Origin of the sequence: Tardiphaga sp. OK245 (genome assembly GCF_900108575.1) — a bacterium.
Classification (GTDB): domain Bacteria; phylum Pseudomonadota; class Alphaproteobacteria; order Rhizobiales; family Xanthobacteraceae; genus Tardiphaga; species Tardiphaga robiniae.
Map to the genome: position 1 here is coordinate 1123526 of NZ_FNWZ01000003.1, position 24817 is coordinate 1148342.

General features: G+C 61.8%; 18 protein-coding genes. 8 read left to right on the forward strand and 10 right to left on the reverse strand.

Annotated features, from left to right (window positions below; genetic code table 11):
* Positions 1-161: 161 nt before the first annotated feature.
* Positions 162-593, forward strand: coding sequence for a CBS domain-containing protein (locus BLW80_RS17900; RefSeq protein WP_089267110.1), 432 nt, complete (start codon positions 162-164; stop codon positions 591-593).
* A 110-nt stretch (positions 594-703) separates the two neighbouring features.
* On the opposite strand, the gene BLW80_RS17905 is transcribed toward BLW80_RS17900, so the two are convergent.
* The 4 genes from BLW80_RS17905 to BLW80_RS17920 all read right to left on the reverse strand — a co-directional run bounded on the left by BLW80_RS17905 (position 704) and on the right by BLW80_RS17920 (position 5157).
* On the reverse strand, positions 704-2977 hold the full coding sequence (locus tag BLW80_RS17905) for a xanthine dehydrogenase family protein molybdopterin-binding subunit (protein ID WP_210185338.1): 2274 nt from the start codon (positions 2975-2977) through the stop codon (positions 704-706).
* Between the two features lie 41 nt (positions 2978-3018).
* Positions 3019-4005 (reverse strand): FAD binding domain-containing protein, encoded by a 987-nt coding sequence (locus tag BLW80_RS17910; RefSeq protein ID WP_093758952.1) that lies wholly within the window; start codon positions 4003-4005, stop codon positions 3019-3021.
* A complete protein-coding gene (locus tag BLW80_RS17915; RefSeq protein WP_093759142.1) occupies positions 4002-4508 on the reverse strand; it encodes a (2Fe-2S)-binding protein in 507 nt (168 codons plus the stop codon). The genes BLW80_RS17910 and BLW80_RS17915 overlap by 4 nt, the downstream gene beginning before the upstream one ends.
* Positions 4509-4575: 67 nt before the next feature.
* A complete protein-coding gene (locus BLW80_RS17920; RefSeq protein WP_244528288.1) occupies positions 4576-5157 on the reverse strand; it encodes a MarR family winged helix-turn-helix transcriptional regulator in 582 nt (193 codons plus the stop codon).
* 51 nt (positions 5158-5208) lie between these two features.
* Here BLW80_RS17920 and BLW80_RS17925 point away from each other — a divergent pair, with 51 nt between their 5' ends.
* The 4 genes from BLW80_RS17925 (at position 5209) to BLW80_RS17940 (ending at position 11087) form a co-directional block, all read left to right on the forward strand.
* The gene (locus BLW80_RS17925; protein WP_093758953.1) at positions 5209-6204 is read left to right on the forward strand and encodes an NAD(P)H-dependent flavin oxidoreductase; all 996 of its coding nucleotides are present in this window, start codon (positions 5209-5211) and stop codon (positions 6202-6204) included.
* 20 nt (positions 6205-6224) lie between these two features.
* A complete protein-coding gene (locus tag BLW80_RS17930) occupies positions 6225-7193 on the forward strand; it encodes a zinc-binding dehydrogenase (RefSeq protein WP_093758954.1) in 969 nt (322 codons plus the stop codon).
* A 244-nt stretch (positions 7194-7437) separates the two neighbouring features.
* Positions 7438-9762 (forward strand): PAS domain-containing sensor histidine kinase, encoded by a 2325-nt coding sequence (locus BLW80_RS17935; protein ID WP_093758955.1) that lies wholly within the window; start codon positions 7438-7440, stop codon positions 9760-9762.
* Positions 9763-10115: 353 nt separating this feature from the next.
* Positions 10116-11087: a Bug family tripartite tricarboxylate transporter substrate binding protein gene (locus tag BLW80_RS17940; RefSeq protein WP_244528289.1), complete on the forward strand. Its 972-nt coding sequence runs from the start codon at positions 10116-10118 to the stop codon at positions 11085-11087.
* A gap of 127 nt (positions 11088-11214) precedes the next feature.
* On the opposite strand, the gene BLW80_RS17945 is transcribed toward BLW80_RS17940, so the two are convergent.
* From BLW80_RS17945 to BLW80_RS17965, 5 genes are all read right to left on the reverse strand, one after another.
* Complete coding sequence (locus BLW80_RS17945) at positions 11215-13449, reverse strand: TonB-dependent receptor (RefSeq protein WP_244528291.1); 2235 nt, start codon at positions 13447-13449, stop codon at positions 11215-11217.
* Positions 13450-13762: 313 nt separating this feature from the next.
* Entirely contained in the window at positions 13763-14773 is a 1011-nt protein-coding gene (locus BLW80_RS17950; RefSeq protein ID WP_093758957.1) for a Vgb family protein, read from the reverse strand.
* A gap of 249 nt (positions 14774-15022) precedes the next feature.
* On the reverse strand, positions 15023-17986 hold the full coding sequence (locus BLW80_RS17955; RefSeq protein WP_093758958.1) for a bifunctional [glutamine synthetase] adenylyltransferase/[glutamine synthetase]-adenylyl-L-tyrosine phosphorylase: 2964 nt from the start codon (positions 17984-17986) through the stop codon (positions 15023-15025).
* A complete protein-coding gene (locus BLW80_RS17960) occupies positions 17983-19443 on the reverse strand; it encodes a sensor histidine kinase (RefSeq protein WP_093758959.1) in 1461 nt (486 codons plus the stop codon). The genes BLW80_RS17955 and BLW80_RS17960 overlap by 4 nt, the downstream gene beginning before the upstream one ends.
* A gap of 142 nt (positions 19444-19585) precedes the next feature.
* Complete coding sequence (locus BLW80_RS17965) at positions 19586-21169, reverse strand: winged helix-turn-helix domain-containing tetratricopeptide repeat protein (RefSeq protein WP_093759144.1); 1584 nt, start codon at positions 21167-21169, stop codon at positions 19586-19588.
* Positions 21170-21418: 249 nt separating this feature from the next.
* Between BLW80_RS17965 and BLW80_RS17970 the strand changes: the two genes are divergently transcribed.
* From BLW80_RS17970 to BLW80_RS17980, 3 genes are read left to right on the forward strand one after another with little or no spacing between them, the layout of a single operon-like run.
* On the forward strand, positions 21419-22159 hold the full coding sequence (locus tag BLW80_RS17970) for an SDR family oxidoreductase (RefSeq protein WP_093758960.1): 741 nt from the start codon (positions 21419-21421) through the stop codon (positions 22157-22159).
* Between the two features lie 38 nt (positions 22160-22197).
* Positions 22198-23172: an alpha/beta fold hydrolase gene (locus BLW80_RS17975; RefSeq protein ID WP_349633107.1), complete on the forward strand. Its 975-nt coding sequence runs from the start codon at positions 22198-22200 to the stop codon at positions 23170-23172.
* A gap of 41 nt (positions 23173-23213) precedes the next feature.
* Positions 23214-23870, forward strand: coding sequence for an HD domain-containing protein (locus BLW80_RS17980; protein ID WP_093758961.1), 657 nt, complete (start codon positions 23214-23216; stop codon positions 23868-23870).
* A gap of 20 nt (positions 23871-23890) precedes the next feature.
* Here BLW80_RS17980 and BLW80_RS17985 read toward each other — a convergent pair whose 3' ends face one another.
* Positions 23891-24571: a response regulator transcription factor gene (locus tag BLW80_RS17985; protein ID WP_068730718.1), complete on the reverse strand. Its 681-nt coding sequence runs from the start codon at positions 24569-24571 to the stop codon at positions 23891-23893.
* Positions 24572-24817 lie beyond the last annotated feature (246 nt).

Here is a 24817-nt window from a genome sequence, read left to right on the forward strand (position 1 = left end):
ATTCGCGGGTGCGGCAGCAATAAACGTCAGAAATACTGACTTTCTTTCTTGACCACCGGGCTTCGATATCCTCGTTTCCGCGTTGACAACTGGCATACCGTATACCAATCTTGCGCCTACAAGATCGATCCTCAGCCGATCAGCCAAGGGAGGTTATTGCCATGCAAGTCGGAGATATCCTGCGTCGGAAGAGCACCCGTATCGCCACTGTCCGCATGAACGAGACCGTCGCCATCGCGGCGCAGTTGCTCCGGACGGGCAATATCAGCGCACTGGTCGTGAAGGACGTGTGCCGCACCGAGGGCAACACCGCGGTCGGCATGTTCTCGGAACGCGACGTGGTGCGCGCGATCGCCGAACACGGCGCCGCCGGCGTCAATCGCAAGGTCTCGGATATGATCTCGGTCCAGGAATTGATTTCCTGCCACTCGACCGACACGCTCGAACATGTGCGACACCTGATGAACAAGCATCACATTCGGCACGTCCCGGTCATCGACGATCACACGCTGATCGGCGTGATCAGCATCCGCGACATCAGCAGGGCGCTCGATCATGAGGATGCACCGCAAGCGCATGCAGCGGTCGCCTGAGGCCTAGCCTCAAGCTCACTTCGCGTTTCATACCGGGATCGACACGGACCGCCGGCGGTCCGTGATGCCAGTTCTTTTGCCTTGTCCGCGCTGCGCGCGATCGAGATCCTTCAATCGCCGAGCAGCTTGTCCGGCGTCAGCGGCAGATCGCGGACGCGTTTTCCGGTCGCGTTGAACACCGCATTGGCGATGGCGGCGGCAACACCGGCGATGCCGATCTCGCCGATCCCGCGTGCCCCCATCGGCGTGCGAGGGTCCGGAATGTCGGTCCACAACACGTCGATCTCCGGCACGTCGAGATGCACGGGCACGTGATAGTCCGTCATCGACGCACTCATGATCCGCCCGTTACGTTTGTCGAGTAGCGTCTCTTCGGTGAGCGCCATACCAAGCCCCATGATCATGCCACCGCGAAACTGGCTGGTCGCCGTCTTGGGATTGAGGATGCGGCCGCAATCGAACGCTCCAACAAGACGGGTGAGCCGGACTTCGCCGGTCACCTCGCTAACGCGGAGTTCACAAAAGATGGCCGATCGGCTGTGCATGGAGAATTTCAGGATTTCGAGCGGTGCCCCGCTCTCTCCCATCGCGCTGATCTCGCTGCGCGACGCGCGCTCGAGGATCGACGCGAAGCTCTCGTAGCGCGATGGCTCGCCGATCTTGCGCAGGCCGTGATTGGCGAATTCGATCTCGTTCGCCCGCAATCCCGCCAGCGGCGTGTCGTTACCAGCCAGCCGCAGCAGATCTCCGGCCAGTTTCACGCTGGCCGCGTTGATCGCAGCGCCGAGCGAAGCTGTCTGCGATGAGCCGCCCGCAAAGCTGCCGAAAGGCAGATCGGTGTCGCCGATCCGCACGGTGACGTGATCGAGCGGCAAACCGAGACGATCCGCAGCATGCTGTCGCTGCACCGTCGCAGTGCCCATGCCCATCTCATGCGCGGCACTCGACACCGTGGCGTGGCCATTGCTGTCGATCGTGATCCGCGCCGACATTCCGGGCATGCGCACATAGGGGAAAGAGCCGGTGGCACAGCCCATGCCGATCAGCCATTCGCCGTCCTGATGCGACTTTGGTGTCGCCGCGCGGCGATCCCAACCAAACTTTTTCGCGCCGAGCTCATAGGCCAGCGTCAGGTCACTTTGGGAATGCGGCGCACCGCTGACCGGATCGGTATCGCCGATATTGCGCAGCCTCAATGCAATCGGATCGATGCCGAGATCATGCGCGAGCTCGTCCATCGCGCTCTCGATGGCAAAGGTACCGACCGCCTCGCCGGGCGCGCGCATGAATGTGTTGGCCAGCAGATCGAGATCGAGCGTGTGCTGCACGATATCGTAGCTCTCCGATTCATAAAGCGAGCGGCCTGATAGGGTGAAGGCCTCGTCGCAGACGCTATGCGGGGGTTTGACAGAGAAACCTTGATGCAACAGTGCCTTCAGCTTTCCGGTCGCATCGGCGGCCAGCGCCACGCGCTGCTCGGTCTGGCTCCGGCCGCCGATCAATCGATGCATGCTGGTACGCGACAATGCGATCCGCACCGGTCGGCCGGCGAGTTTCGATGCTGCAGCGCCCAGGATCTGGTGATCCCACAGCGCCTTGCCACCGAAAGCGCCGCCGACGAAGGGCGAGCTGACAAAGACCTGCGTATCCTTGATGCCGAACACTTTTGCGAGCGAACCCGCGGTGCCATTGAGCATCTGCGTCGCGTCATGCACGATCAGGCGGTCGCCTTGCCAGGTAATCGTCGCGGCATTGGGCTCGATCGGATTGTGATTATGCCAGGGCGTCCGATAGACCGCATCGACACTGCCCACGGCATTTCGAAATGCCGCGTCCGTATCGCCGCGCTTCAGCCGGTTGCGTTCGATCATCAGCGAGTCCGGCGTCGTCGCGTCAGCCTTGGCATCCTCGAACCGGGTGCGTGCGGCAGCTTGCTCGTAACGAACCACAATAAGCGACGCCGCATAATTCGCCTGCTCCTGGGTCTCGGCCAACACCAGCGCCACCGTCTGCCCATTCCAGCGGATCTCTGCGTCCTGCATGATCAGGAGAATGTTGTTGCCCGCGGCCTTGAGGTTGGTCATGCCGATCGGCGGCGGCAGCGCCAGTTTCGGCGCATTGCGATGGGTCATCACCAACACGACGCCCGGTGCGGCTTCCGCGGCAGCAAGATCGAGTTCGGTGATCTTGCCGCGCGCGATGGTCGAATGCACGCAGGCTGCATAGACCAGCCCGTCCATTCGCACTTCCGCAGCAAAGCGTGCAACGCCCTGCACTTTGTCGGGACCATCGACCCGCGACTGCTGCGTGCCGAGGGTGACGCGCTTATCGATCAGCGGATCGCGCGTGCCGCCCGGCAGCCAGCTCGATGGCACATACCCCATCGCTGTGCGAACACCACCGACGATCGCATTTTGCAGCTTGCTCATGCGCCTGCTCCTGTCAGATCGCCGAGAACGGCGGCCATGGTTCGCTTTGCGAGTTCGATCTTGAAGGCGTTGGCTTCAGTGGGTTTAGCCGCAGCGAGTTCGACATCGGCGGCCCGCAGGAAGTTCTCCCGGGTCGGCGCCTCTCCGCGCAGGACGTCTTCGGCCTGCACAGCGCGCCATGGCTTTGCGGCGACACCGCCCAAAGCAATCCGTACGTCCCTGATCCGGCCGTCGGCGACATCCAGCCCCGCGGCGACGGACACCAGCGCGAAAGCGTAGCTCGAGCGATCGCGGACCTTGCGATAGCGAGAATTGGCTGCGGCAGCGCTGGGGGATATCGCGATTGCGGTGATGAGCTCGCTTGGCCGCAAAACGGTCTCGATGTGCGGCGTCGTCCCCGGCAGTTGATGGAAATCCAGCAGCGGCACGCTGCGTGGGCCCATTGGGCCATCAAGATGCACGATTGCATCCAGCGCCGCGAGCGCCACGCACATGTCCGACGGAAGCGTCGCGATACAATGCTCGGACGTGCCGAGGATCGCATGATTGCGGCTGAGGCCGTCGATGGCATCGCAGCCGGCTCCGGGATCACGTTTATTGCATCGTGATCCCGCAGCGTCATAGAAATAGCTGCAGCGCGTTCGTTGCATCAGGTTGCCGCCGACGGTGGCCATGTTGCGGATCTGTGCCGACGCACCGGCCAGCAGTGCGCGGGACAGCATCGGATAATGCGCACGCACGACGGGATGCGCGGCCACCGCGCTGTTGCGAACGGCGGCGCCGATGATCAGGCCGCCTTCGGATGTCACATCGATAGTAGCAGGCAATCGGCTGACATCGACCAGCGCCGTGGGCGCTTCGATATTCTGCCGCATCAGATCGACGAGATTGGTGCCACCGCCGAGAAAGCGGCAGCGTCCGCCCTCAGCGAGCGACAGGGCTTCAGTCTGGTCGGCTGCGCGCCTATAATCGAACGGCGTCATGCGGCGTCTCCAACCAGCTGTTCTTCGATCGCTTCGACAATGCCGTGATGGGCGCCACAGCGGCACAGATTGCCGCTCATGCGCTCGCGGATTTCCTCGCGGGTGGTGCTGCCCTGCCCCGCAACGAGATCGGCGGTGACATAACTGGGATCGCCGCGGCGCATCTCGCCGAGCATCGCGACCGCTGAGCAGATCTGCCCGGGCGTGCAATAGCCGCACTGCAAGCCATCGTGCTCGATGAATGCGCGCTGCAGGGGATGCATGTCACCCTGCTTGCTCAGGCCTTCGATGGTGGTCACTGCGCGCCCGTCCGCCTGCACGGCAAGTGTCAGACAGGACAGCACTCGCTCGCCATCGAGAATGACGGTGCAGGCGCCGCAGGCGCCCTGATTGCAGCCCAGCTTGGTGCCGGTCAGGCCGATCCGTTCACGCAGAAGGTCGAGCAGCGAAACCCGGGGATCGTCGGGCAACGAGTAGTCCGTACCATTGATGGCGATGGCCATGAGCGCCTCCGTCAGGAACCGGCTTACGGCCGGCGGCACGCTCAAGATAGTACGAACTTCGTAATGTTCAAGTTTCGTTGTCGGCGATTTTTTCCGTTAACCGGATCAATTCGTTACGTTCGATCGGGTCGAGCGACCGCAGCATCATCTGACAGGCCGCGCGATAGCCGGCGACCTGTTCTTCCACCACCTGCTTGCCCTTCTCGGTCGCGGTCAGTGCCACGGACCGGCGATTGTCTTCGGGCCGGCGACGCTCGACCAGGGCCTTTTTGACGAGCCGGTCGATGGCAGAGGACATGGTGGTCATAGCGACATTGAGATAGCGGGCGACGTCGCCTATCAGGCAGCCAGGATTGTCACCGACAAACACCAGCGTCTGCGCGTCGAGCGCATTGAGCGCGTTGTCGGCGGCAGCGGCTGCCTCCGCGACTTTGAATTTGCGCGTAAAACGTTCGAAGGCGCGCGTGAGTTGTTCGATCTGTTGCGGGGTCGGCTCGGTCATGCGCGGGAGAAAAGCATGTTCGCGCCGCGAGTTCCAGCGATCACGACGGCACGCCCCACGCATCAGACCTGCATCGGCGGCGCATGGGGCCATATCCCGTGGCGGTAGACATTGCTGCGCCCCACCGGCATCCTTCGCCCCGAACAAGCAAGAACTATTCGGCGCCAAGCGCGTCTCCGGGGAAACAAGAGGACCATCATGATTAAGACGCGCTTCACCGAGCTCGTGGGTGTGGAACACCCGATCGTCCAAGGCGGCATGCAGTGGGTCGGCCGCGCCGAGCTCGTCGCCGCCGTGGCCAATGCCGGCGCGCTCGGCCTGATCACCGCACTGACCCAGCCGACGCCGGAAGACCTTACCAAGGAGATCGCGCGCTGCCGCGACATGACCGACAAGCCGTTCGGCGTGAACCTGACCATTCTGCCGACCATCAAGCCGCCGCCTTACGGGGAATATCGCCAGGCCATCATCGAGGCAGGCATCAAGGTGGTCGAGACTGCCGGCAACAAGCCGCAGGAACACGTCACCGAATTCAAGAAGCATGGCATCAAGGTCATCCACAAATGCACCAGCGTGCGCCACGGCCTCTCGGCCGAACGCATGGGTGTTGACGCGATCTCCATCGACGGCTTCGAATGCGCCGGCCATCCCGGTGAGGACGACACCCCCGGCCTGATCCTGATCCCGGCCGCAGCCGACAAGATCAAGATCCCGATGATCGCCTCGGGCGGCTTCGGCGATGGCCGCGGCCTTGTCGCCGCGCTCGCGCTTGGTGCCGAGGGCATCAATATGGGCACGCGCTTCATGTGCACCAAGGAAAGCCCGATCCATCAGCTGGTGAAGGAGCGCATCGTCGCCAATGACGAGCGCGAGACCGACCTGATCTTCCGCACCATGCGCAACACCTCGCGCGTCGCCAGGAACGCGGTGAGCAAACAGGTCGTCGCCATGGAGAAGGAAGGCGCCACTTTCGAACAGATCAAGGAACTCGTCGCCGGTGCCCGCGGCAAGCTGGTCTATTCGCACGGCGACGCCGAAGATGGCATCTGGTCGGCCGGCCAGGTCCAGGGCCTGATCCACGACATCCCGAGCTGCCAGGAACTCGTGTCGCGCATCATGCATGATGCCGAGATGATTATCCGCGCACGCTTCGAAGCCATGCTTGATGGCAGCCAGCGCCAGGCCGCTGAATAGACGGAACGGAAAGCAGAGCCATGAAAGCTTATGTCTACGGCGCCAATGGCGCTGCAATCGGTGATGCTCCGAAACCCTCACCCACGGGCACGCAGGTGCTGGTCAAGGTGAAGGCCTGCGGCCTCAACCGCGCCGACCTCGGCATGACCAAAGGCCATGTCCACGGTGCTGCCGGCGGTGTCGGCACGGTGCTGGGAATGGAATGGGCCGGTGAGATCGCCGAACTCGGCCCGGAGGCCAAGGGCGTCAAGGTCGGGGATCGCGTGATGGGTTCCGGCGGTGCGGCCTTTGCCGAATTCGCCGTCACCGATCACGGCCGGCTGTTCCACATGCCAGCCAGCATGACTTTCGAGGATGCCTGCACCCTGCCCGTCGCCATCACCACGATGCACAATGCGCTGGTGACCAATGGCGGACTGCAGCCCGGCCAATCCGTCCTGATCCAGGGCGCCAGCTCCGGCGTCGGCCTGATGGCGCTGCAGATCGCCAGGCTCAAGGGCGCAAAGACGGTGATCGGCTCATCCACCGACCCCGCACGTCGCGCCCGGCTGAAGGATTTTGGCGCCGACCTCGCCATCGATTCGAAGGATGCTGGCTGGGTCGATCAGGTGCTCAAGGCCACGGACGGCGACGGCGTCGATCTGATCGTCGACCAGATCTCGGGCCCCGTCGCCAACCAGAACCTGAAAGCCACGAAGGTGATGGGACGCATCGTCAATGTCGGCCGGCTCGGCGGCACGCATGGCGATTTCAATTTCGATCTCCATGCCGCGCGCCGCATCACCTATATCGGCGTGACCTTCCGCACGAGGTCACTGCAGGAGATTCGCGACATCTTCAGTGCGGTGCGTGCGGACATCTGGCCCGCTATCGAAGCCGGCCAACTGAAACTGCCGATCGACAAGGTCTACGCATTCGACGACATCGGAACGGCGTTCGACCACATGGAAGCAAACAAGCATCTCGGCAAGATCGTGGTGACGTTGTAACGCGCGTTCTGCGAGTCATTGATTTCAACGCCGCGCGTGATTCTCATGCGCGGCGTTCCTGTTTCGGACTCATGCAAGTACCGAACAGTGATGAAATTCTCCGGTGGATACGATTTATTTCAAGTTAACGTTTCGTTGACTCTCGACAGCCCTGGCAAAGTGGATTCTTATTGGTCTTGCGATTCGAAGTGGCGGGGCAGTTGTTTCGAGCGACGCGGGCGAGATTCTTCGAGGGGGCTTAGGTATGGCGCGTGCGCATGCGGACAACGCATGCGTCCAATCCGATTCGATCAAAGGATTGGCGCAGTCTATCGCGAAGCCGGCCTATCACAGGCTGCTGATCGCAGAGCCGGCACTTCGCCGGGCCGTCCCTACACTCATCATCGCTTTTCTCATTACGATCTTCTTCGGCGCCTTCGTGCAGGTGGTCGATCAGAGCCGGCAGAAGCAGGCATCGATGAAGCGCGATCTCGCAGCGCTCGCCGATCTGCTCGCCGAGCGTCTCGAACGCAACGGCACCATCCGTCAGGATCGTTCTGCTGCCGTCGAGCGCCTGCAGAGCCTTCTGCCCAGTCTGATTCCATCCTGGGGGATCGCAGGGGGACGCCACGTCATCGTGCTGGGCGCCGATCAGAGCATTCTCGCGCGCGTGCCGATCGACCTGCCGCCGGGCGACGCCAATCGCATCCTCGACGTCCTCAGCGCAACACAGACCATGGCTGCGCAGGGGCAACGCACCGACGTTGTCGATGTGAAGTTGCCCGACAACAGCCATGCATTGGCCACCCGCCGCATCGTCAAGGCGCTGCCGGGTCAGGTAGTTGTCATTCAGGAGAACAACGAGCCGATCTGGCGCTCGGACTCCGCGCTGTCGATCACGCTCTCGGCCACCACCGGCTTCGTGGTGCTGATCCTCGGCTTCGCCTTCCACTGGCAATCGACCCGTGCCCGCGAAGGCGACGCGATCAACGACGCCGTACGCGGCCGCATCGACACCGCCCTCAATCGCGGCCGCTGCGGATTGTGGGACTGGGATCTGTCGCGCGGCCGCATCTTCTGGTCGCAGTCGATGTTCACCATGCTGGGCCTCGACAGCCGCAGCGACCTACTGACCTTCGGCGAAGTCAACGCGCTGGTACAATCCGACGACATCAACCTGTTCGAGATCGCCGATCAGCTGATTTCGTTCAAGATCGATCACATCGACCAGACCTTCCGCATGCAGCACAGCAACGGCCACTGGATCTGGCTGCAATTGCGCTGCGAACTTGCGCAGGGCCAGAACGATGGCAGCCAGCACCTGATCGGCATCGCCATCGACGTCACCGAACAGAAGAGCCTCGCCGAGAAGACCGTCGAGGCCGACGTCCGGCTGCGCGACGCCATCGAGACCATTCCCGAAGCCTTCGTGCTGTGGGACGCGGAAGATCGCCTGGTGCTCTGCAACTCGCATTTCCAGCGCCTGCACAAGCTGCCGGACTCGGCGGTGTCGCCCGGGACGTCCTACGAGACCGTGCTCGAAGTCGGCAGCATGCCCGAGGTCCGCTCGCGTCTCGCGGAATCCGGCGCTGCGGCGCCTGGCGCGCGCACCTTCGAAGCGCAGATCGAGGACGGCAGCTGGCTGCATATCAGCGAACGCCGCACCAAGGACGGCGGCTATGTCTCCGTCGGCACCGACATCACCCGCATCAAGGAGCACGAGCACAAGCTCGTCGACAACGATCTGCGCCTTCGCGCCAGCGTCATCGATCTCAAGCACTCCCAGGCCGCGCTGGAGAAACAGGCGCTCGAACTCGCCGACCTCGCGCAGAAATACTCCGACGAGAAGAACCGCGCCGAGGAAGCCAACCAGACCAAGTCGAAATTCCTGGCCAATATGAGCCACGAACTGCGCACGCCGCTGAACGCTATTATCGGCTTCTCGGAAATCATGGGCAGCGGCATGTTCGGCAATCTCGGCTCCGACAAATATGCCGAATACTGCCACGACATTCTCACCAGCGGTCACTACCTGCTCGAAGTCATCAATGACATTCTCGATATGTCGAAGATCGAGGCAGGTCGTATGCAGCTGGACCTTGAGCCGCTCGATCTCGGACAGACGCTGTCCGAAGCTCTGCGTGTCGTCTCCGGCCGCGCCGACGACAAGAATCTGACACTCAGCGCCGACATCGCGGCTGATGCACCGGTGGTGGCCGACCGCCGCGCCATCAAGCAGATCCTGGTTAATCTGCTCTCGAATGCCGTGAAGTTCACACCCGATGGCGGCCGTGTCACCGTGCGCAGCCGCGTGCTGCGCGACTCCGTCGCCCTGATGATCGCCGATAGTGGCATCGGCATCGCCCCGCAGTCGCTGAAGCGTCTGGGACGTCCGTTCGAGCAGGTCGAGAGCCAGCTCGCCAAGACCTATCACGGCTCGGGCCTCGGCCTCGCTATCGCCAAATCGCTCACCAACCTGCATGGCGGATCGATGAAGCTGCGCTCCAAGCTCGGCACCGGCACCGTGGTCTGCGTCACCATCCCGCTCCGCGGCAGACACAGGCCAGCGGAAATCTCCGAGGCCGCCTAGGCGTCGATTGCTTCTGACCGGACCGAGCCAACGCCCATGGCATGATGCCCAAGCGTCAAATGGCCGCTTGGGAGGCCCCTGCCCATACCTATACTAAAGGTTGCAGGTCGCTATATTGGCGCGTCGGCACGGCCGGTCTGGAACCGCTGTTCTTTCCTGTGTGACCTGTCAATTTTCAAAGCGGCCATCTGCGAAGTATCTGCCAACAAAACTCCAGCGGTTGCCGACTGAAGGGAGCTCCCGAACTCACGAACCACACTGCTCTTCAGCAGATGGATGAGCCGTCAAGACAAGAGCGACACGGAGATTGTCGCCTGTTCAATAAACAAAAGCATTCCATGGAGGAAACGACGATGAAACTGAGCCATCTCGCCGCGGCGGCATTCTGTCTGACAGTGCCGGGCATGGCCATCGCGCAAGACTATCCCTCGAAATCCGTCACGGTGATCGTGCCTTTCACGGCCGGCGGAGCAAGCGATACGACAGCGCGCATGACCACGCAGAAGATGCAGGAAAGCTTCGGGCAGTCCTTCATCATCGAGAACAAGCCCGGCGCCAACGGCTCCATCGGCGCGACACAACTCGCTCGTTCAAAGCCGGATGGCTACACACTGATGGTGGGTTCGATCGGGGTCATCGCGATCAATCCGGTGCTTTACAAGGACCCAGGCTATCACCCGCTCCAGAATTTCGATCTGCTCAGTGTCGCTGTGCGCAATCCCAACGTGCTGATCACGCGCCCCGATTTCCCGGCCAATACCGTCCAGGAACTCATCGACTATCTCAAGAAGAATCCCGACAAGGTCACGTTCGCCTCATCGGGCGTGGGCTCGTCCGACCATCTGACGGCGGTGTTGTTTTGGCAGAAGACGGGGACCACGGGTATCCATACGCCCTACAAGGGCGGCTCGCAGGCTCATACGGACCTGATGGGCGGACATGTCGACGTCTCCTTCCAGAATCTCGGCGCAGTCGCCAACTACATCCGAGGCGGCAAGATGAAAATTCTGGCCGTTACCAGTGACACGCGCTCCGATTCATTCCCGCAGACCCCAACGATGAAGGAAGTCGGCGTCGACGATCTCAATATCTATTCGTGGCAGGCCTTCGTCGCGCCCAAGGGCCTGCCGGCCGATGTGAAGACCAAGCTCGAGACATCGATCACCACCGCCCTCACCTCGCCCGATCTCAGGAAGCGGCTGACCGATAGCGGCTTCGAGGTGGTCGCCAATACGAGCGCGGAATTTCAGAGCTTCCTGGAAAAAGAACTCGCCCGCTGGAAGACGGTTGTCGAGATCGGCAAGGTCAAGCCGGAACAGCAATAACCGCGTCGCGAAACGCCACCCACACCTGATCGGGTGAATGCGCGCGCTCAAAAAACGCTGCGGCCGCCGTGATGACATCACGGCGGCCGCTCATCAGACCGATCTGACGGGCAGATGATCGGCGATATCAGAAGTTGAACGTCGTCGAGACCATGTAGGTTCGCGGCGCGGCAAGGATGATGTAGCCGTCGTTGGTCGAGGCCTGCCAATAGTTGGTATCGAGCAGATTTTCGACCGAGAAGCGCACGACGATCGGCTTGGCATTCCACGGCGATGCGAACGTGTAGCGCGCTCCGGCATCGTAGCGGGTCCAGCTCGGGCCGTAGACCGTGTTGGCCTGGTCCGACCAGTATGAGCCCGTATAGAGCGCACGGCCCGTCAGGGTTAGCCCCGAAACGAACGGCACGTCCCATTCGCCGCCTAGAGTGAACTGTGTGTCAGGAACGTTGAAGGTATGCTTTCCATCATAAGTAGCGTTCTCGGTCTTCTGCTGGCGCGCATCGATGAACATGACGCCGCCGAGCAGCCGGACACCATCCGTGACCTCGCCGAATGTATTGATCTCGACGCCGCGATTGCGTGACTCGCCGGACTGCGTGAGCACAGGGAGCGTACCCGAGCGCTCGACGCGCTGTATCGGCTTCATAATATCGAAGGCACTGACCGTGGTCGTGATCCGTCCCCAATCGACCTTCACGCCCATTTCGTGCTGCGTAGTGCGATAGGGTGGAAGAACCGCGCCAGTATTTGCATATCCCGCACCCACGACGGTCCCAGCTTCCAGCGCCTCGATATAATTGGCGTAGACCGAGACATTCTCCAGCGGCTTGATCACCAGTGCATAGGCGGGCGTCGTCGCCGACGACTCGTAGCCGCCCGACCTCACGCCAGTGCCCATGGCGAAGGACTCAGATTCCACATATTGATGCCGGACGCCGGCGGTCAATTGAATGCGGCCATTCCAGACCGACATCGTATCAGCGATGCCGACGCTCGTCAGATCGAACAGACTGGTTGTCCGCGGAGCGCCCACATCGCGAATTGAAACAGGGCCCGAGCGCGGATTGTACAAGTTCGAAAAGAAGTTCGTGGCTCCGGAGACATTGATGAGCGCGACATCGGCCTCTGATGCACCTGCGTTGACATTGATGGCATGGTTGATCGGCCCGGTATCAACATTGGCCCGCAATCCGACCTGCGCCGCGGTTCTCTCATGCCTCTGGTTGTTTCGACGCGACAGTCCGTTGAACTCCCCGTCGAGGCTAGTCACGCGGATGTCGGAATAGAGATAGCGCGTGTTGCTGGTGCCGACACCTGCCTGCGCATAGGCCGTGAGATTATCAGTGATATCCACCTCGCCCTGCACGATCGCATAGCGCGACTCCGAGTCCCAGAAGCCCCAGCTCGGCATGTAGTTCGCGCGCGCATCAGGTGCCGCCGGAACGGACGGCAGGCCCGCAATATCGACGAAACGCGTCATCGCCGTGACCCGGTTGTGCTCGTAACCAATATCGGCCGACAGTCGCACGTTCTCGCCGCGATAGTCCAAGCCAAGAAAGGCGCTTCCAACTTCCTGACTCTGATAGGCGAGCTCGGTGCTGCCGCCTTTGTAGGTGCCGTTGAAGCGAACGCCGAACTCCTTGAATTCGCCGAACCGCTGGCCGACATCCAGATGCGTGCCGAAATTCGAAATCGACGAATAGGTGTTGGTGAGCTGCGCGAACGGCACCTCGCCTGCACGCTTGGTTACGAGATTCACGCTGCCGCCGACACCACCGCCGCTCGGCGGCATGCCGTTGAGCAGTGCCGCTGGCCCTTTCAGCACTTCGACCCGCTCGAACGCACCGAGCGACGCCAGCGAAAACGATGACGCGATGCCGTACAGGCCGTTGATCCCGTATCCCTCACTGCCAACGCTGAAGCCACGGATATTGACCCGATCGAAGCCGCTGAGACGCGGCACGGTGACAGTCACCGACGGATCGTTGGCGAATACGTCGTCGAGCTTGCGTGCCTGCTGATCCTGTATTGTCTTCGCGGTGTAGCTTGTCTGATTGAATGGCGTATCCATCACGCCGCGATTGCCGAGCAGACCGACCTGCGCGCCCGATGCCACCTGACCGCCCGCATAGGCCGGCGGGAGGGAACCGATCATTCCGGTCGCCGGCGTCGCGGGTGTGCGGCGCTCCACCGGCCGCGGCGTCGCCCGCGGCGTGACTGCGGCATTTCGGCGCGGCGCGACACGACGGACCGCACGCGGCGTTGGCGCATGCACTTCAACGGCGGGCAGCGCTTGCGAGGTCTGCGCAACAACGGTTGCGTCGGCATCAAGCAATAACGCAAATGCGATCGCAGCAGCCAAAATGGTTTTCTTGTGAAGTGTAGTTCTGCGCATCATTGAATCAGTCGCCCCAAAAAACTTCGTCGACTTCTGTCGACTAACTCAATGGGGCCTACAGGATGACATGGTGCGGTCACAATGCGGCGTGTCTAGATTCTATCTAATGCTTCACGCTGCTTCATACGCAGAACGCCGCATACAACTCGCTACCGTGCGCATGCAATTTGACACAGACGATGAATTCTGCAGGACTTTATTTTACTCTGGAACCCTGCAGATTATCAGATTGGATAGCAACGCGCTCGCACGCCCTCGCGGCGCGCAATCACGATCATCACTGGCGCTTAGCCGTGATGTGAACGTGTCCGACCTGATTGGCCTGAGACGTGAACCAGACCACGCCGTTCGGCCCTTTCGTCATGCCGAAGGGCTGTGCGTTCTCCGTCTTAAGATCGAAGAACGAAACTTCACCTGTCGGCGTGATGCGGCCGATCTTGTGAGATTTGAAAGCGGTGAACCAGACATTGCCCTCGGCTCCCGCGGCTATACCAATGGGGCGCGTCTCTGCCGGCAATGGAAATTCCTTGATCTCCCCAGCCATAGAAATTCTGCCGATGTGATCGGAGCCATTCATCGAAAACCAGAGATGACCATCCGGCCCGACCGTAATGTCGCGCGGGCGCGACTTCGGATTACCGAGCGGAAATTCCGTGATCTTTCCTGTCTTGACGTCGAGTCGTCCGATCTTTCCGGCACCGCTTTCCGTGAACCACAAATTCTGATCGGGGCCTGTCACCACACCATAGGCTTCGGCATTTTCCGTCGGGATTGCGAACTCCGAAAACTCACCGGTCAGCGTCACGCGGCCGATTTTGTTCGCCGCCATTTCCGCAAACCAGATCTGGCCATCGGGGCCGACCGTAATGCCGCGCGGCCATGACCCCGTATTGAATTTGGTGGGCGTCGTCGCCTGTGAGGGGATCGCAAATGTCCCGTTGAATTCCCCTTTGGTTGAAATCCGGCGAATGGCGTTCTCTTCGCGTGACGTGAACCAGAGATTGCCGTCAGGGCCAGACGTGATCCCCTGAATAACTCCGACCTGATCGCCCGGAACGCGAAAGGAACTCATCTCACCGTTTGGCGTGACCCGAAAAATCTGGTGCTTGATGACTTCCGTCACCCACAAATTTCCATCCGGACCGACAACGATCGCTTGCGGGCGCTGCCCCTCTCCGGGAAGTGACTTTTCGATCAGAGAGATTTCATCCGCCTTGGTCCCGTTCGGAGCAAATGCAGCGACCAAGGCAAAAGCAACGGTAGCAGCGCGGAAGCCTAGAACCTGCATGCGGACTCCATATCGGCGGTTTCATTTCAGTGCTGATGCATGACGACATCGCCGATACTGCGACATTCGGGCGCAGGCAGCTGCAACATCTCAAGCCGCATGTCATCGGCAAACGAGATGCGGACCTACAGGACGTCAGGGTGCGGTCACAATGCGGCGCGTTTAGAATCTATCCACCCGTTCACGCGAGATCATGCGCAGCCGGTCATACACAACTCGCATGCCCGCCGCACGGCGCGGCAGATAGGTCTATGTCTGACCTTCGACAACAGCGCGGAACACTTGCCGCACGTCGGCCTGCATATCGCGCACCCGCGCTTGCAGCGAGGAGAAGTCGGGCTCGTTGCTCACGCGTGCGAGTATGCGCAGCAGATCGGTGCCTGCGGTTTCCGGCTTGAACTTGTCGCTCACGCATAGCCGCAGCACCTGCGTGAGGTCGTGATAGAGCCGCACTGCCGGACGCAGCACATCGGCGGCGGCTGGCGGCAGAATGCCCAGCCGCGCCGCGTTCTCCAGCACCTGTTGCGTGCTGATGCTGAGGATCTCGGGCTTCTCTGCGGCATGTACCAGCTGCAGATACTGCGCGATGAATTCGATATCGACCATGCCGCCCGCGGCATGTTTCAGGTCCCAGATATCGTCTTCGCCCTTTTCCTCGGCGATGGCTTGACGCATCTCGGCAACATCATTGGCGATGATCGTGATTTCACGTGGACGCGTCAGCACGTCGCGGATGACCCGTTCGATCTTCTCGCGGAACGCGGGCGTCGCCGAAATCACCCGCGCGCGCGTCAGTGCCATGTGCTCCCAGGTCCAGGCCTCGGTCTCTTGATATTCAGCGAAGGAGTCGATGCGCGACGCCAGCGGTCCTGCGCGGCCCGACGGGCGAAGCCGCATATCGACCTCGTAGAGCACGCCATAATTGGTGCGCGTGGTGAAGGCGCTGATCAGGCGCTGCGTCAGCCGCGCGAAATATTGCGCACCGTGCAGCGGACGCGGTCCATCGGAGTCCGGCGCGTCGTGATCGAAGTCGTAAATTAAAATCAGATCGAGGTCCGACGCCGCCGTCATCTCGCGGCTGCCGAGCTTGCCCATGGCCACGATCGCGGTCTGCTGATCCTTGATGCGGCCGTGCTGGGTCACGAACTGATCGAGCACCAGCCCGTGCAGCGTATGCGCGATACCTTCGGCGACGTCGGCGAATGCAATTCCGGCCTGCTGCGCCGACACGGTGCCCGACAGAATGCGCGTGCCGATCAGGAACAGGCTTTCCTGGCCGAACAGCCTGAGACGATCGAGAAACTCTTCATAGGAATTGGCGTCTTCGAGGGTCGCCGCCAGCCGCGTCGACAGCTCACGCTGATCCGGCATGGCGCCGAAGAAGCGCGGATCGATGAGCCCGTCCATGATCTGCGGCTGCCGCGCCAGCATGTCACCCAGACGCGGCGCCGCGCCAAGTACAAGCGCCACCAGCGCGACGAGATCGCGGTTCTGGCTGAGCAGCGAGATCAGCCTGCCGCCGCGCTGTAACGCCTGCAGAAAGCGGTCGAACGCAACGACCGCAAGGTCGGGCTCTTCGGCATCGGCCAGCCCGACGATCAGCGAAGGCACGAATTCCATGAATGCCTGCCGCGTGCCCTCATATTTGAGCGCGCGATAGTCATCTGTCATCCAGTGCTGCACCGTCTCCGCCACCATGGCCGGCTTGCGGAAACCGAGCTTGGTGAAATGTTCGAGCAGCCGCTGGTCCGTCGCGCCCGCTTTATAGTCGACAGCCGGAAGATGGACGTTATCGGTGGGGTCGCCTTCGAACAGGCGGCCATAATGCCCCTGCACGCAATTGAGATGCCCGAGCAAATCACTGGCAAAGGCTTCACGACTGTCATAGCCGAAGAAGCGCGCAAAGCGTTCCATGGCGCCGACGTCATCGGGCAGCGAGTGAGTCTGTTCGTCGGCCACCATCTGCAGCCGATGCTCGACACGGCGCAGGAATTCATAGGCGAGCGTCAGTTCATCGCGCGCCTCAAAGGTGATCCAGTTGCTGGCAGCGAGAATATTCAGCGCCTCCAGCGTCGGCCGCACGCGTAATTCGGGATGACGCCCGCCGGCAATCAACTGCTGGGTCTGCGCGAAGAACTCGATCTCACGAATGCCGCCGCGCCCGACCTTGACGTTATGGCCCTCGACGGAGATTTCATTCTGCCCGCGAAACGTCTGCATTTGCCGTTTCATGTCGTGGACATCGGCCAGCGCGGCGAAATCCAGATGCTTGCGCCAGACGAACGGCGCGATCTCGGCCAGCAGGGCCTCACCGGCCTTGAAATCGCCGGCACAAGGAAACGCCTTGATCATTGCCGCGCGTTCCCATGTGCGCCCCTCGCGCTCATAATAATGCAGTGCCGATGCCGTCGAGACGGCTACTGGCGTCGAGGCCGGATCGGGTCGCAGCCGCAGATCGACGCGGAACACATAGCCGTCGCCAGTGCGCTGCTGCAGCAGCCGCGACACGCCCTGCGCGATGCGCACAAAGAATGAATTCGGCTCGATATCCTCGGCCAGCGTATGCGCCTCGAGATCGAAGAAAACGATCAGGTCGATGTCGCTGGAATAGTTCAGCTCGCCGGCGCCCATCTTGCCCATCGCCTGCACGATCAGGCCGCTACCCTGCTCCGGATGATCGGGATCCGGCGGCAGGATGCGCTTGCGTGCCATGTCCTGGCGCAGCAGATAACGCACCGTCGTCTGGACGGAGGACACAGCGAGATCGGTCAGCGCCCGCGTGACGCGCATCACCGGCCAGACGCCGCCGATATCGCACAGCGCAATCAACAAGGCCGCTTCGGATTTCATGCGTCGCAGCAGATGCATGACATCGGGATCGCCGCCGGCGGCAGCGACATTCGCGGAGGTCTCGGCGATCAGAGTGGTGAGCAGGCGCTCGGGGTCACAATGCAGCAGACGCAAGGCACGCCCGGCATCGGCGCGGATCAGATCGAACAGATAGGGCGAGGCCTCGGCAATGCCGAGCAGGATCGCCCTGGCATGCGGAAATTGGTCGGTGATCGCGCGAAATGCGGCAGCATCGTCCGGCGCGATATCGGCGAGCCATTCGCCGAAGCGCTGCTCGGCATCGGCGGGGGCGAACAGCTGCGGTCCGCTGACGAATTGCGCGGCCAGCGGGAGCTGGCCCTCGCCTGTTGCGGCTGAGGTCATGCCGACTTCTGTGGCACATTCCCCGTTTGACCCGCAAGGCCTTCGGCTGCCACTGCGGGCAGCGCCAGTGTGACCCGCAACCCTGGATGATTGTCGCCCAGCTGCAATTCACCGCCGTGCAGCGTGGCCACGGCAGATGCAAGACTGAGACCGAGGCCGGAACCGGGCAATGTGCGGCTCGCTTCCAGCCGCACGAAGCGCTCCACCGCATGTTTCCGATCGGCTTCGGGAATGCCTGGACCATGATCGGACACGCTGAGCAGCACCTGATCGCCCTCGCGCCGCGCCTCGATCACGATGTCCTTGGCAGCCGCAGCGCCCGCGCTATCGGCATTCTCGTCCGTGATCGCAGGTTTGCCATATTTGATGGCGTTTTCGACGAGATTGGCGAGCGCCTGGCTGATCAGTTCGCGATTGCCGCGCAGCGGCGCAGCCGCGGTCTTGACGGTCAGCGTAAGATCGCTGTCTTCAGCCAGCGGTTCATAGAGCTCGTGGATGCCCTCGGCCACTTCAGCAGCGTCGAAATTGTCCATATTGCCGCGCGCCTGCCCGGATTCAGCACGTGCGATCATCAGCAGCGCATTGAAGGTCCGGATCAGGCCATCGGATTCCTCAATGGTGCGTTCCAGCGCCGCACGATATTCGGCCTCGTTGCTGGATCGCGCCAGCGCCTCCTCCGCCCGATTGCGCAGCCGCGTGAGCGGCGTCTTGAGGTCATGGGCGATATTGTCCGAGACTTCCTTCAGTCCTGTCATCAGCGCTTCGATGCGCTCCAGCATGGCATTGAGATTTTCCGCGAGACGGTCGAGTTCGTCGCCACTGCGTCCGACCGGCAGACGACCGGAGAGATCGCCCGCCATGATGCGCTGGGTGGTGCCGGTCATCGCGTCGATCCGCCGCAGCACGCGGCTGGCGACGAAGATCCCGCCGCCGAGTCCAAGAACAACGACAATCAACACCGACCACTTTGCGGCATCGCCGACGATGTCGAATAGGCGCCGGCGTTCTTCGAGATCATGGCCGATCAGCAGCCGGAAGCCGCTGCTCAATTGCGTCACCTTCACCAGCGCGCGATGGTTGGAAGAGTCGGGATCGTCGAGGCGGCGATAGGCGGTCTCGGACCAGCCCGTGGTCGCCATCACGCCGGGCGCCAGTGAAGACACGTTGCCGGCGATGGATTGACCCGCCGGTGTCGTGATCAGATAGAGGTTGGCGCCAGGCCGCAGCGCCCGGTTCTCGATGGCGCCCACGATTCCCCGCAAGCCGCGCCGCCCGAACAGATCGCTCAGCTCGGTCATTTCGTCATCGACCGTGGTCGTGATCTGATCGTTGATCAGCCGGTGTGTATTCCAGGCGAAATAGCCGAGCAGCGATGCTGCAAACAGCGCGAACAGCAGCAGATAGGCCAACGTCAACCGGAAGGCCGTCGTGCGAAACAGTTTACCGATAGCCGTCACGGGTCACGCTCGGGACGTGCGGAAATGGAAGGTTCTGGAAGTCATCCCCTGTTCTAGCAGGCGTAAGCTGTAACAAACAGGGCGTGAATATGAGATGTTGGTAATGTCGCCGTGCGGTGGGAATTTTATCTTTCAGCCAGGTTCACTCCGGAAGGCCGGCTTTTCGCAGGCCTTCCGATGCAAGTGCGAAGTCCTGCGGTCGCCGCACCAGCAGCCAGTCGTCAATATTGCTGAGCCGCAATGTGGGATCGAGCCGGCGCACATGGCCCATCGCCTCACGCGCCTCTTCCATTCGCCCACCCAGGGCATGCGCAGCGGCCTGGAATGCGGCGACCCGAAGAATGTTCGGCACCTCGCGCGACGCCTCCCGCAAGCAATCGAGCGCGGTATCAAAGCGTCGCGAATAGAGATGCGACATCGCGATTCCCGTATGCATCTGGAATGTCTCGGGATCGAGCGGACTGAGCCGCATGGCGCGTGAAAAATAGGCGATGGCCTCGTCGTGCTCGCCGAGCGAAACGCGTTGATAGCCCCCGAGATACCAGATCGTCGAGAGATTGGGATTGAGCACCAGCGCACGATCGACATAGGCGACGCAGGCATGCAGGTCGCCGCCGAAATGCGGCCAGGCATGGCCGCCGCGTGTCAGCGCTACCGCGTCGTTCTTTCCGAGGGTGACGGCGCGTTCGGCAAGCCGCGCCGCTTCACGCCCGTCAACCACACGATCGGAAAGCCAGCGGTTCATCTTGCGCCAGTAGAAGCATCCCGCAGCCATCCCATAGGCGGCAGCGAAGTCGGGATCGAGCTCGATGGCTTTGTAGAAATTCGCCAATGCCGCATCGATTCCATCGCGCGTCGACACATGAAAATTCGCCAGTCCGCGCAGGTAGTAATCATAGGCGTCGAGGCTTTCGGTCGGCTTCCGCTTGGCGCGTTCGATCTCCGCAAATTCAAGCTGCGGCGCGATGGCGCCCACGACGCTTTCCGTGACCTGGTCCTGCAGATCGAAGATGTCATCAACAACACTCTCGAAGCGCTCGCCCCACAGATGCATGCCCGTGGTGGTATCCACGAGCTGTCCGGTGATGCGCACGCGGTTCGCCACACGGCGCACGCTGCCTTCCAGTACATAGCGCACGCCAAGTTCGCGCCCGACCTCGCGGACGTCCACGGCACGGCCTTTAAACGTGAAACTGGAATTGCGAGCGATGACGAACAGCCAGCGAAGCCGCGACAGTGCGAGGATGATGTCCTCGACCATGCCATCGACGAAATAGTCCTGCTGCGGATCGCCGCTCAGATTGAGGAACGGCAATACTGCGATCGACGGCCGATCGGGCAACGTCAGCGCGGCGTTCGGATTCGCCGTCGATGTGGCGTGATCGGCAACCGCCGCGTCAGACTGCGCCGGCATTGCCGTCTCGGTCACATCGCCGACGAAACGAAAGCCCTTGCGCGCCACCGTCTTCAGCAGCCGCTGTTCGTCGCCGCTATCGCCCAGCGCCTTGCGTACCGCATTGATGTGACTGGCCAGCGTCGATTCGGACACGATCCGTCCCGCCCACACGGCATCGAGAAGGGCATCCTTGCTGACGACGTGGTCGCGGTTCTTCACCAGATGCAGCAGCAGGTCGAAAGCCTGCGGCGTGATCGCCACCTTGTCGCTGCCATGCGACAACTCTCTGCGGTCGGGATCGAGGACATAGCCTGCGAACAGATACGGCACTCGGCGCTCCATGACTGCCTGCGTTTTCGGCCGGCGGCAATGAACCGTCAAGACCTTCAGGAGGCAACAGAACCGACCCCACAAACTGGCCTGTCGCGCGCCATCGGCGGTGACGTGCCAGCCGGCCCTTTCTGAACGAACATCCAAGCGAAACTCAAGAGAAAACGAAGATTGCGGCAAAGTCTTCCCGTGCGCCGCGGCGCATGGTCCGCCCACACGATCGTCACCGTGTGAAAGGGAGAAAATATCATGAAAATCGTCGTCATCGGAGGTAGCGGCCTCATCGGTACGCAGGTCGTGAGCGGCTTGAGGAAGCTGGGCCACAAGGTCCTCGCCGCCTCGCCGTCGACGGGCGTCAACACCCTGACGCGGGAAGGACTGGCCGAGGCCATGTCCGGGACAAACGTCGTCATCGACGTGGCAAATTCGCCATCATTCGAGGACGGGCCGGTGATGGAATTCTTCCAGACATCCAGCCGCAACCTGCTCGCGGCGGAAAAAGCCGCAGACGTCCAGCATCATCTGGCCCTGTCTGTGGTCGGGACCGAGCGCCTTCAGGCCAGCGGCTATTTCCGCGCCAAGCTGGCCCAGGAAGATCTCATCAAGGCGTCCGGAATGCCCTACACGATTCTGCGGGCGACGCAGTTCTTCGAATTCATCCCCGCCATCGTGCAAGGCGGCGTGGACGGCGACGCGATTCGCCTGGCGCCGGCCCTGATCCAGCCCATCGCATCTGCGGACGTGGCAGCCGCCATGGTGGACCTTGCCCTGGGCACCCCAGTGAACGGCGTCGTCGAGGTGGCCGGGCCCGAACCGCTCCCGCTCGACGCACTCGGGCGCAAATATCTGACGGCAAAGCAGGACCCACGCCAGGTCATCGCCGACATCCACGCGGGTTATTTCGGCACGCCGATCAATGATCGCTCCCTGACGCCCGATGCCGGCGCGCGCATCGGAGCGATCCATCTCGACGACTGGCTCAAGGGCTGATCGACGCAAGCTGCCTCTCCGCCAACTAAGGACCGACCATGACCGACGACGTTCCGCGCTCGACACCCTCCCGCCGCGATCTGCTCGCAGCTGCCGCCATCACCGCGATCACTGCCGGCTTGCCCTCGATCGCCGAGGGCAAGGCCGGCGACAAGCCAACCAAACCTCACGCTCACAAAGGACATCGCACCATGAGCACTATCACCACAAAGGACGGCACCGAAATCTATTACAAGGACTGGGGCAAGGGCCCGGTCGTTACCTTCTCCCATGGCTGGCCGCTCAACGCGGACGCGTGGGACGGCCAGATGCTGTTTCTCGCCCAGCATGGCTACCGTGTCATCGCCCATGACCGCCGCGGTCATGGCCGCTCCAGCCAGGCCTCGAACAACAATGACATGAACGGTTATGCCGACGATCTCGCCGCAGTCATCGAGACGCTCGATCTGAAGGACGCGACGCTGGTCGGCCATTCCACCGGCGGCGGCGAAGTCGCACGCTACATCGGCCGCCACGGCACCAAGCGCGTGAAGAAGGCGGTGCTGATCGCGGCGGTACCACCGATCATGCTGAAGACACCAGCCAATCCGGAGGGACTGCCGATCGAGGTGTTCGACGGCATCCGCGCAGGTGTGGCCGGAGATCGGTCGCAATATTACAAGGATCTGGCGATCGCCTTTTACGGCGCCAACCGGCCCGGCGCGAAAGTCTCGCAGGGCACGCTGGATCAGTTCTGGCTGTGGAGCATGCAGGCCGGCGCGAAGAATGCCTATGAGAGCGTGAAGGCATTCTCGGAGACGGATTTCACGGAAGACCTGAAGAAGTTCGACATCCCCACCCTCGTCCTGCATGGCGAGGACGATCAAATCGTGCCCGTGAAGGATTCCGCAGTGAAATCCGCCAAGCTGATCAAGGGTGCCAAGGATGTCTATTATCCCGGCGCACCGCACGGCATCACGGCGACCCATGCAGATCAGGTCAATGCCGAGCTGCTGAAATTCCTGAAGAGCTAGCACAGGCAACCTTCACGGTCCGGTAGAGCGAGGCGACGAACATGCAACAGATCAATGACAGGCAACTGGCGGGAGTGACCGTCCCCGATACGGCCATCATCGCCAGCGCGATCGACCACGCCCGGAACAGTTGCGAACCATACCTGTTCAACCATGTCGTCAGGTCATGGTTGTTTGCGGTGCAGCTCGCTCAACTGCAGAACATCGAGCACGACGGCGAGGTTCTCGCCGTCGCAGCACTACTGCATGACATCACGCTCAATGAACGCTTCGCCGGACCGCGTCGCTTCGAAGTAGAAGGCGCCGACCTCGCGCGTCTCTTTGCACGGGAGCATGGCTTCGACCGAAGCCGTGCACAGTTGATCTGGGATAGCGTTGCGCTCAATTCCACGCCGTCGATTGGGCTGTTCAAGGAAGCCGAAGTCGCGCTCTGCACCGCCGGCATCTGCTTCGATGTCGTCGGCTTGCAGTATGAGCTTATTCCACCGAGCGACGTTGCGGCAATTGTCGCGGAATTTCCACGTTTGGGAATGAAGCAGAAAATGACTCGCTGCTTCTGCCATATCGCCCGGACCCAACCCGGCACCACTTACGACAACTTCATTCGCGATTTCGGCGAACGTTTCGTGGCGGGCTACAAGGCAAGCTCCGTCGTCGAACTGGTGATCAACGCGCCGTTCGACGAAGAACAGCCATAGATGCGCGACGGGGCCGCCGCTTACTTCATGCCGTCGCGGACCATATAGCCGGCGCCGCGAATCGTGTGCAGCAGCGGACGCTCGAAGCCCTTGTCGATCTTCGAGCGCAGGCGCGAGATATGGACGTCGATCACGTTGGTCTGCGGATCGAAATGATAATCCCAGACGTTTTCCAGCAGCATGGTGCGGGTGACCACCTGCCCGGCATGTTTCATGAGATATTCGAGCAGCCGGAATTCGCGGGGCTGCAGGATCAGTTCCTGGCCACCGCGCGTCACGCCATGGGACAGCCGGTCGAGTTCGAGATCACCGACGCGATAGGTCGTCTCTTCGGCGGGACCGCCCTGGCGGCGCGACAGCACTTCGACGCGCGCGAGCAGCTCAGCGAACGAATAAGGCTTCGGCAGATAGTCGTCACCGCCGGCGCGCAGGCCCTTGATGCGGTCGTCGACCTGGCCCAGCGCCGAGAGGATCAGCGCCGGCGTCCGGTTACCCTTGTCGCGCAGGCCGCCGATGACGGAGAGACCATCGCGCTTCGGCAACATGCGATCGACCACCAGCACGTCGTAATCGCCGGAATCGGCGAGCGCGAAACCTTCCTCGCCATCGCTGGCGTGATCGGCGACATGGCCGACCTCACGGAAAGCCTTGACCAGATAGTCGGCGGATTCGCGGTCGTCTTCGATGATGAGCAGACGCATCTGGGGATCGGATTCGCTGTGGATCTTGTGAGTCTCGGTCACCATGGCGCGCACCGGGCTTTCATGCAAGGCGGCGGAATGCCCGCCGGTTATCCTTCGGGGCAGAAAGAAGAATAGGCGGTGAAGCTGGGGGAAACTTCACCGCCCATTGGCCTTTCAACGGAGGGGGGCGTTTTCCATCGAAAGGAAGCAGCGGGAGCGAGTTTGTGGCTCGCCCCCTGGAAAGAGCCGTCAGCGGGGGCGACT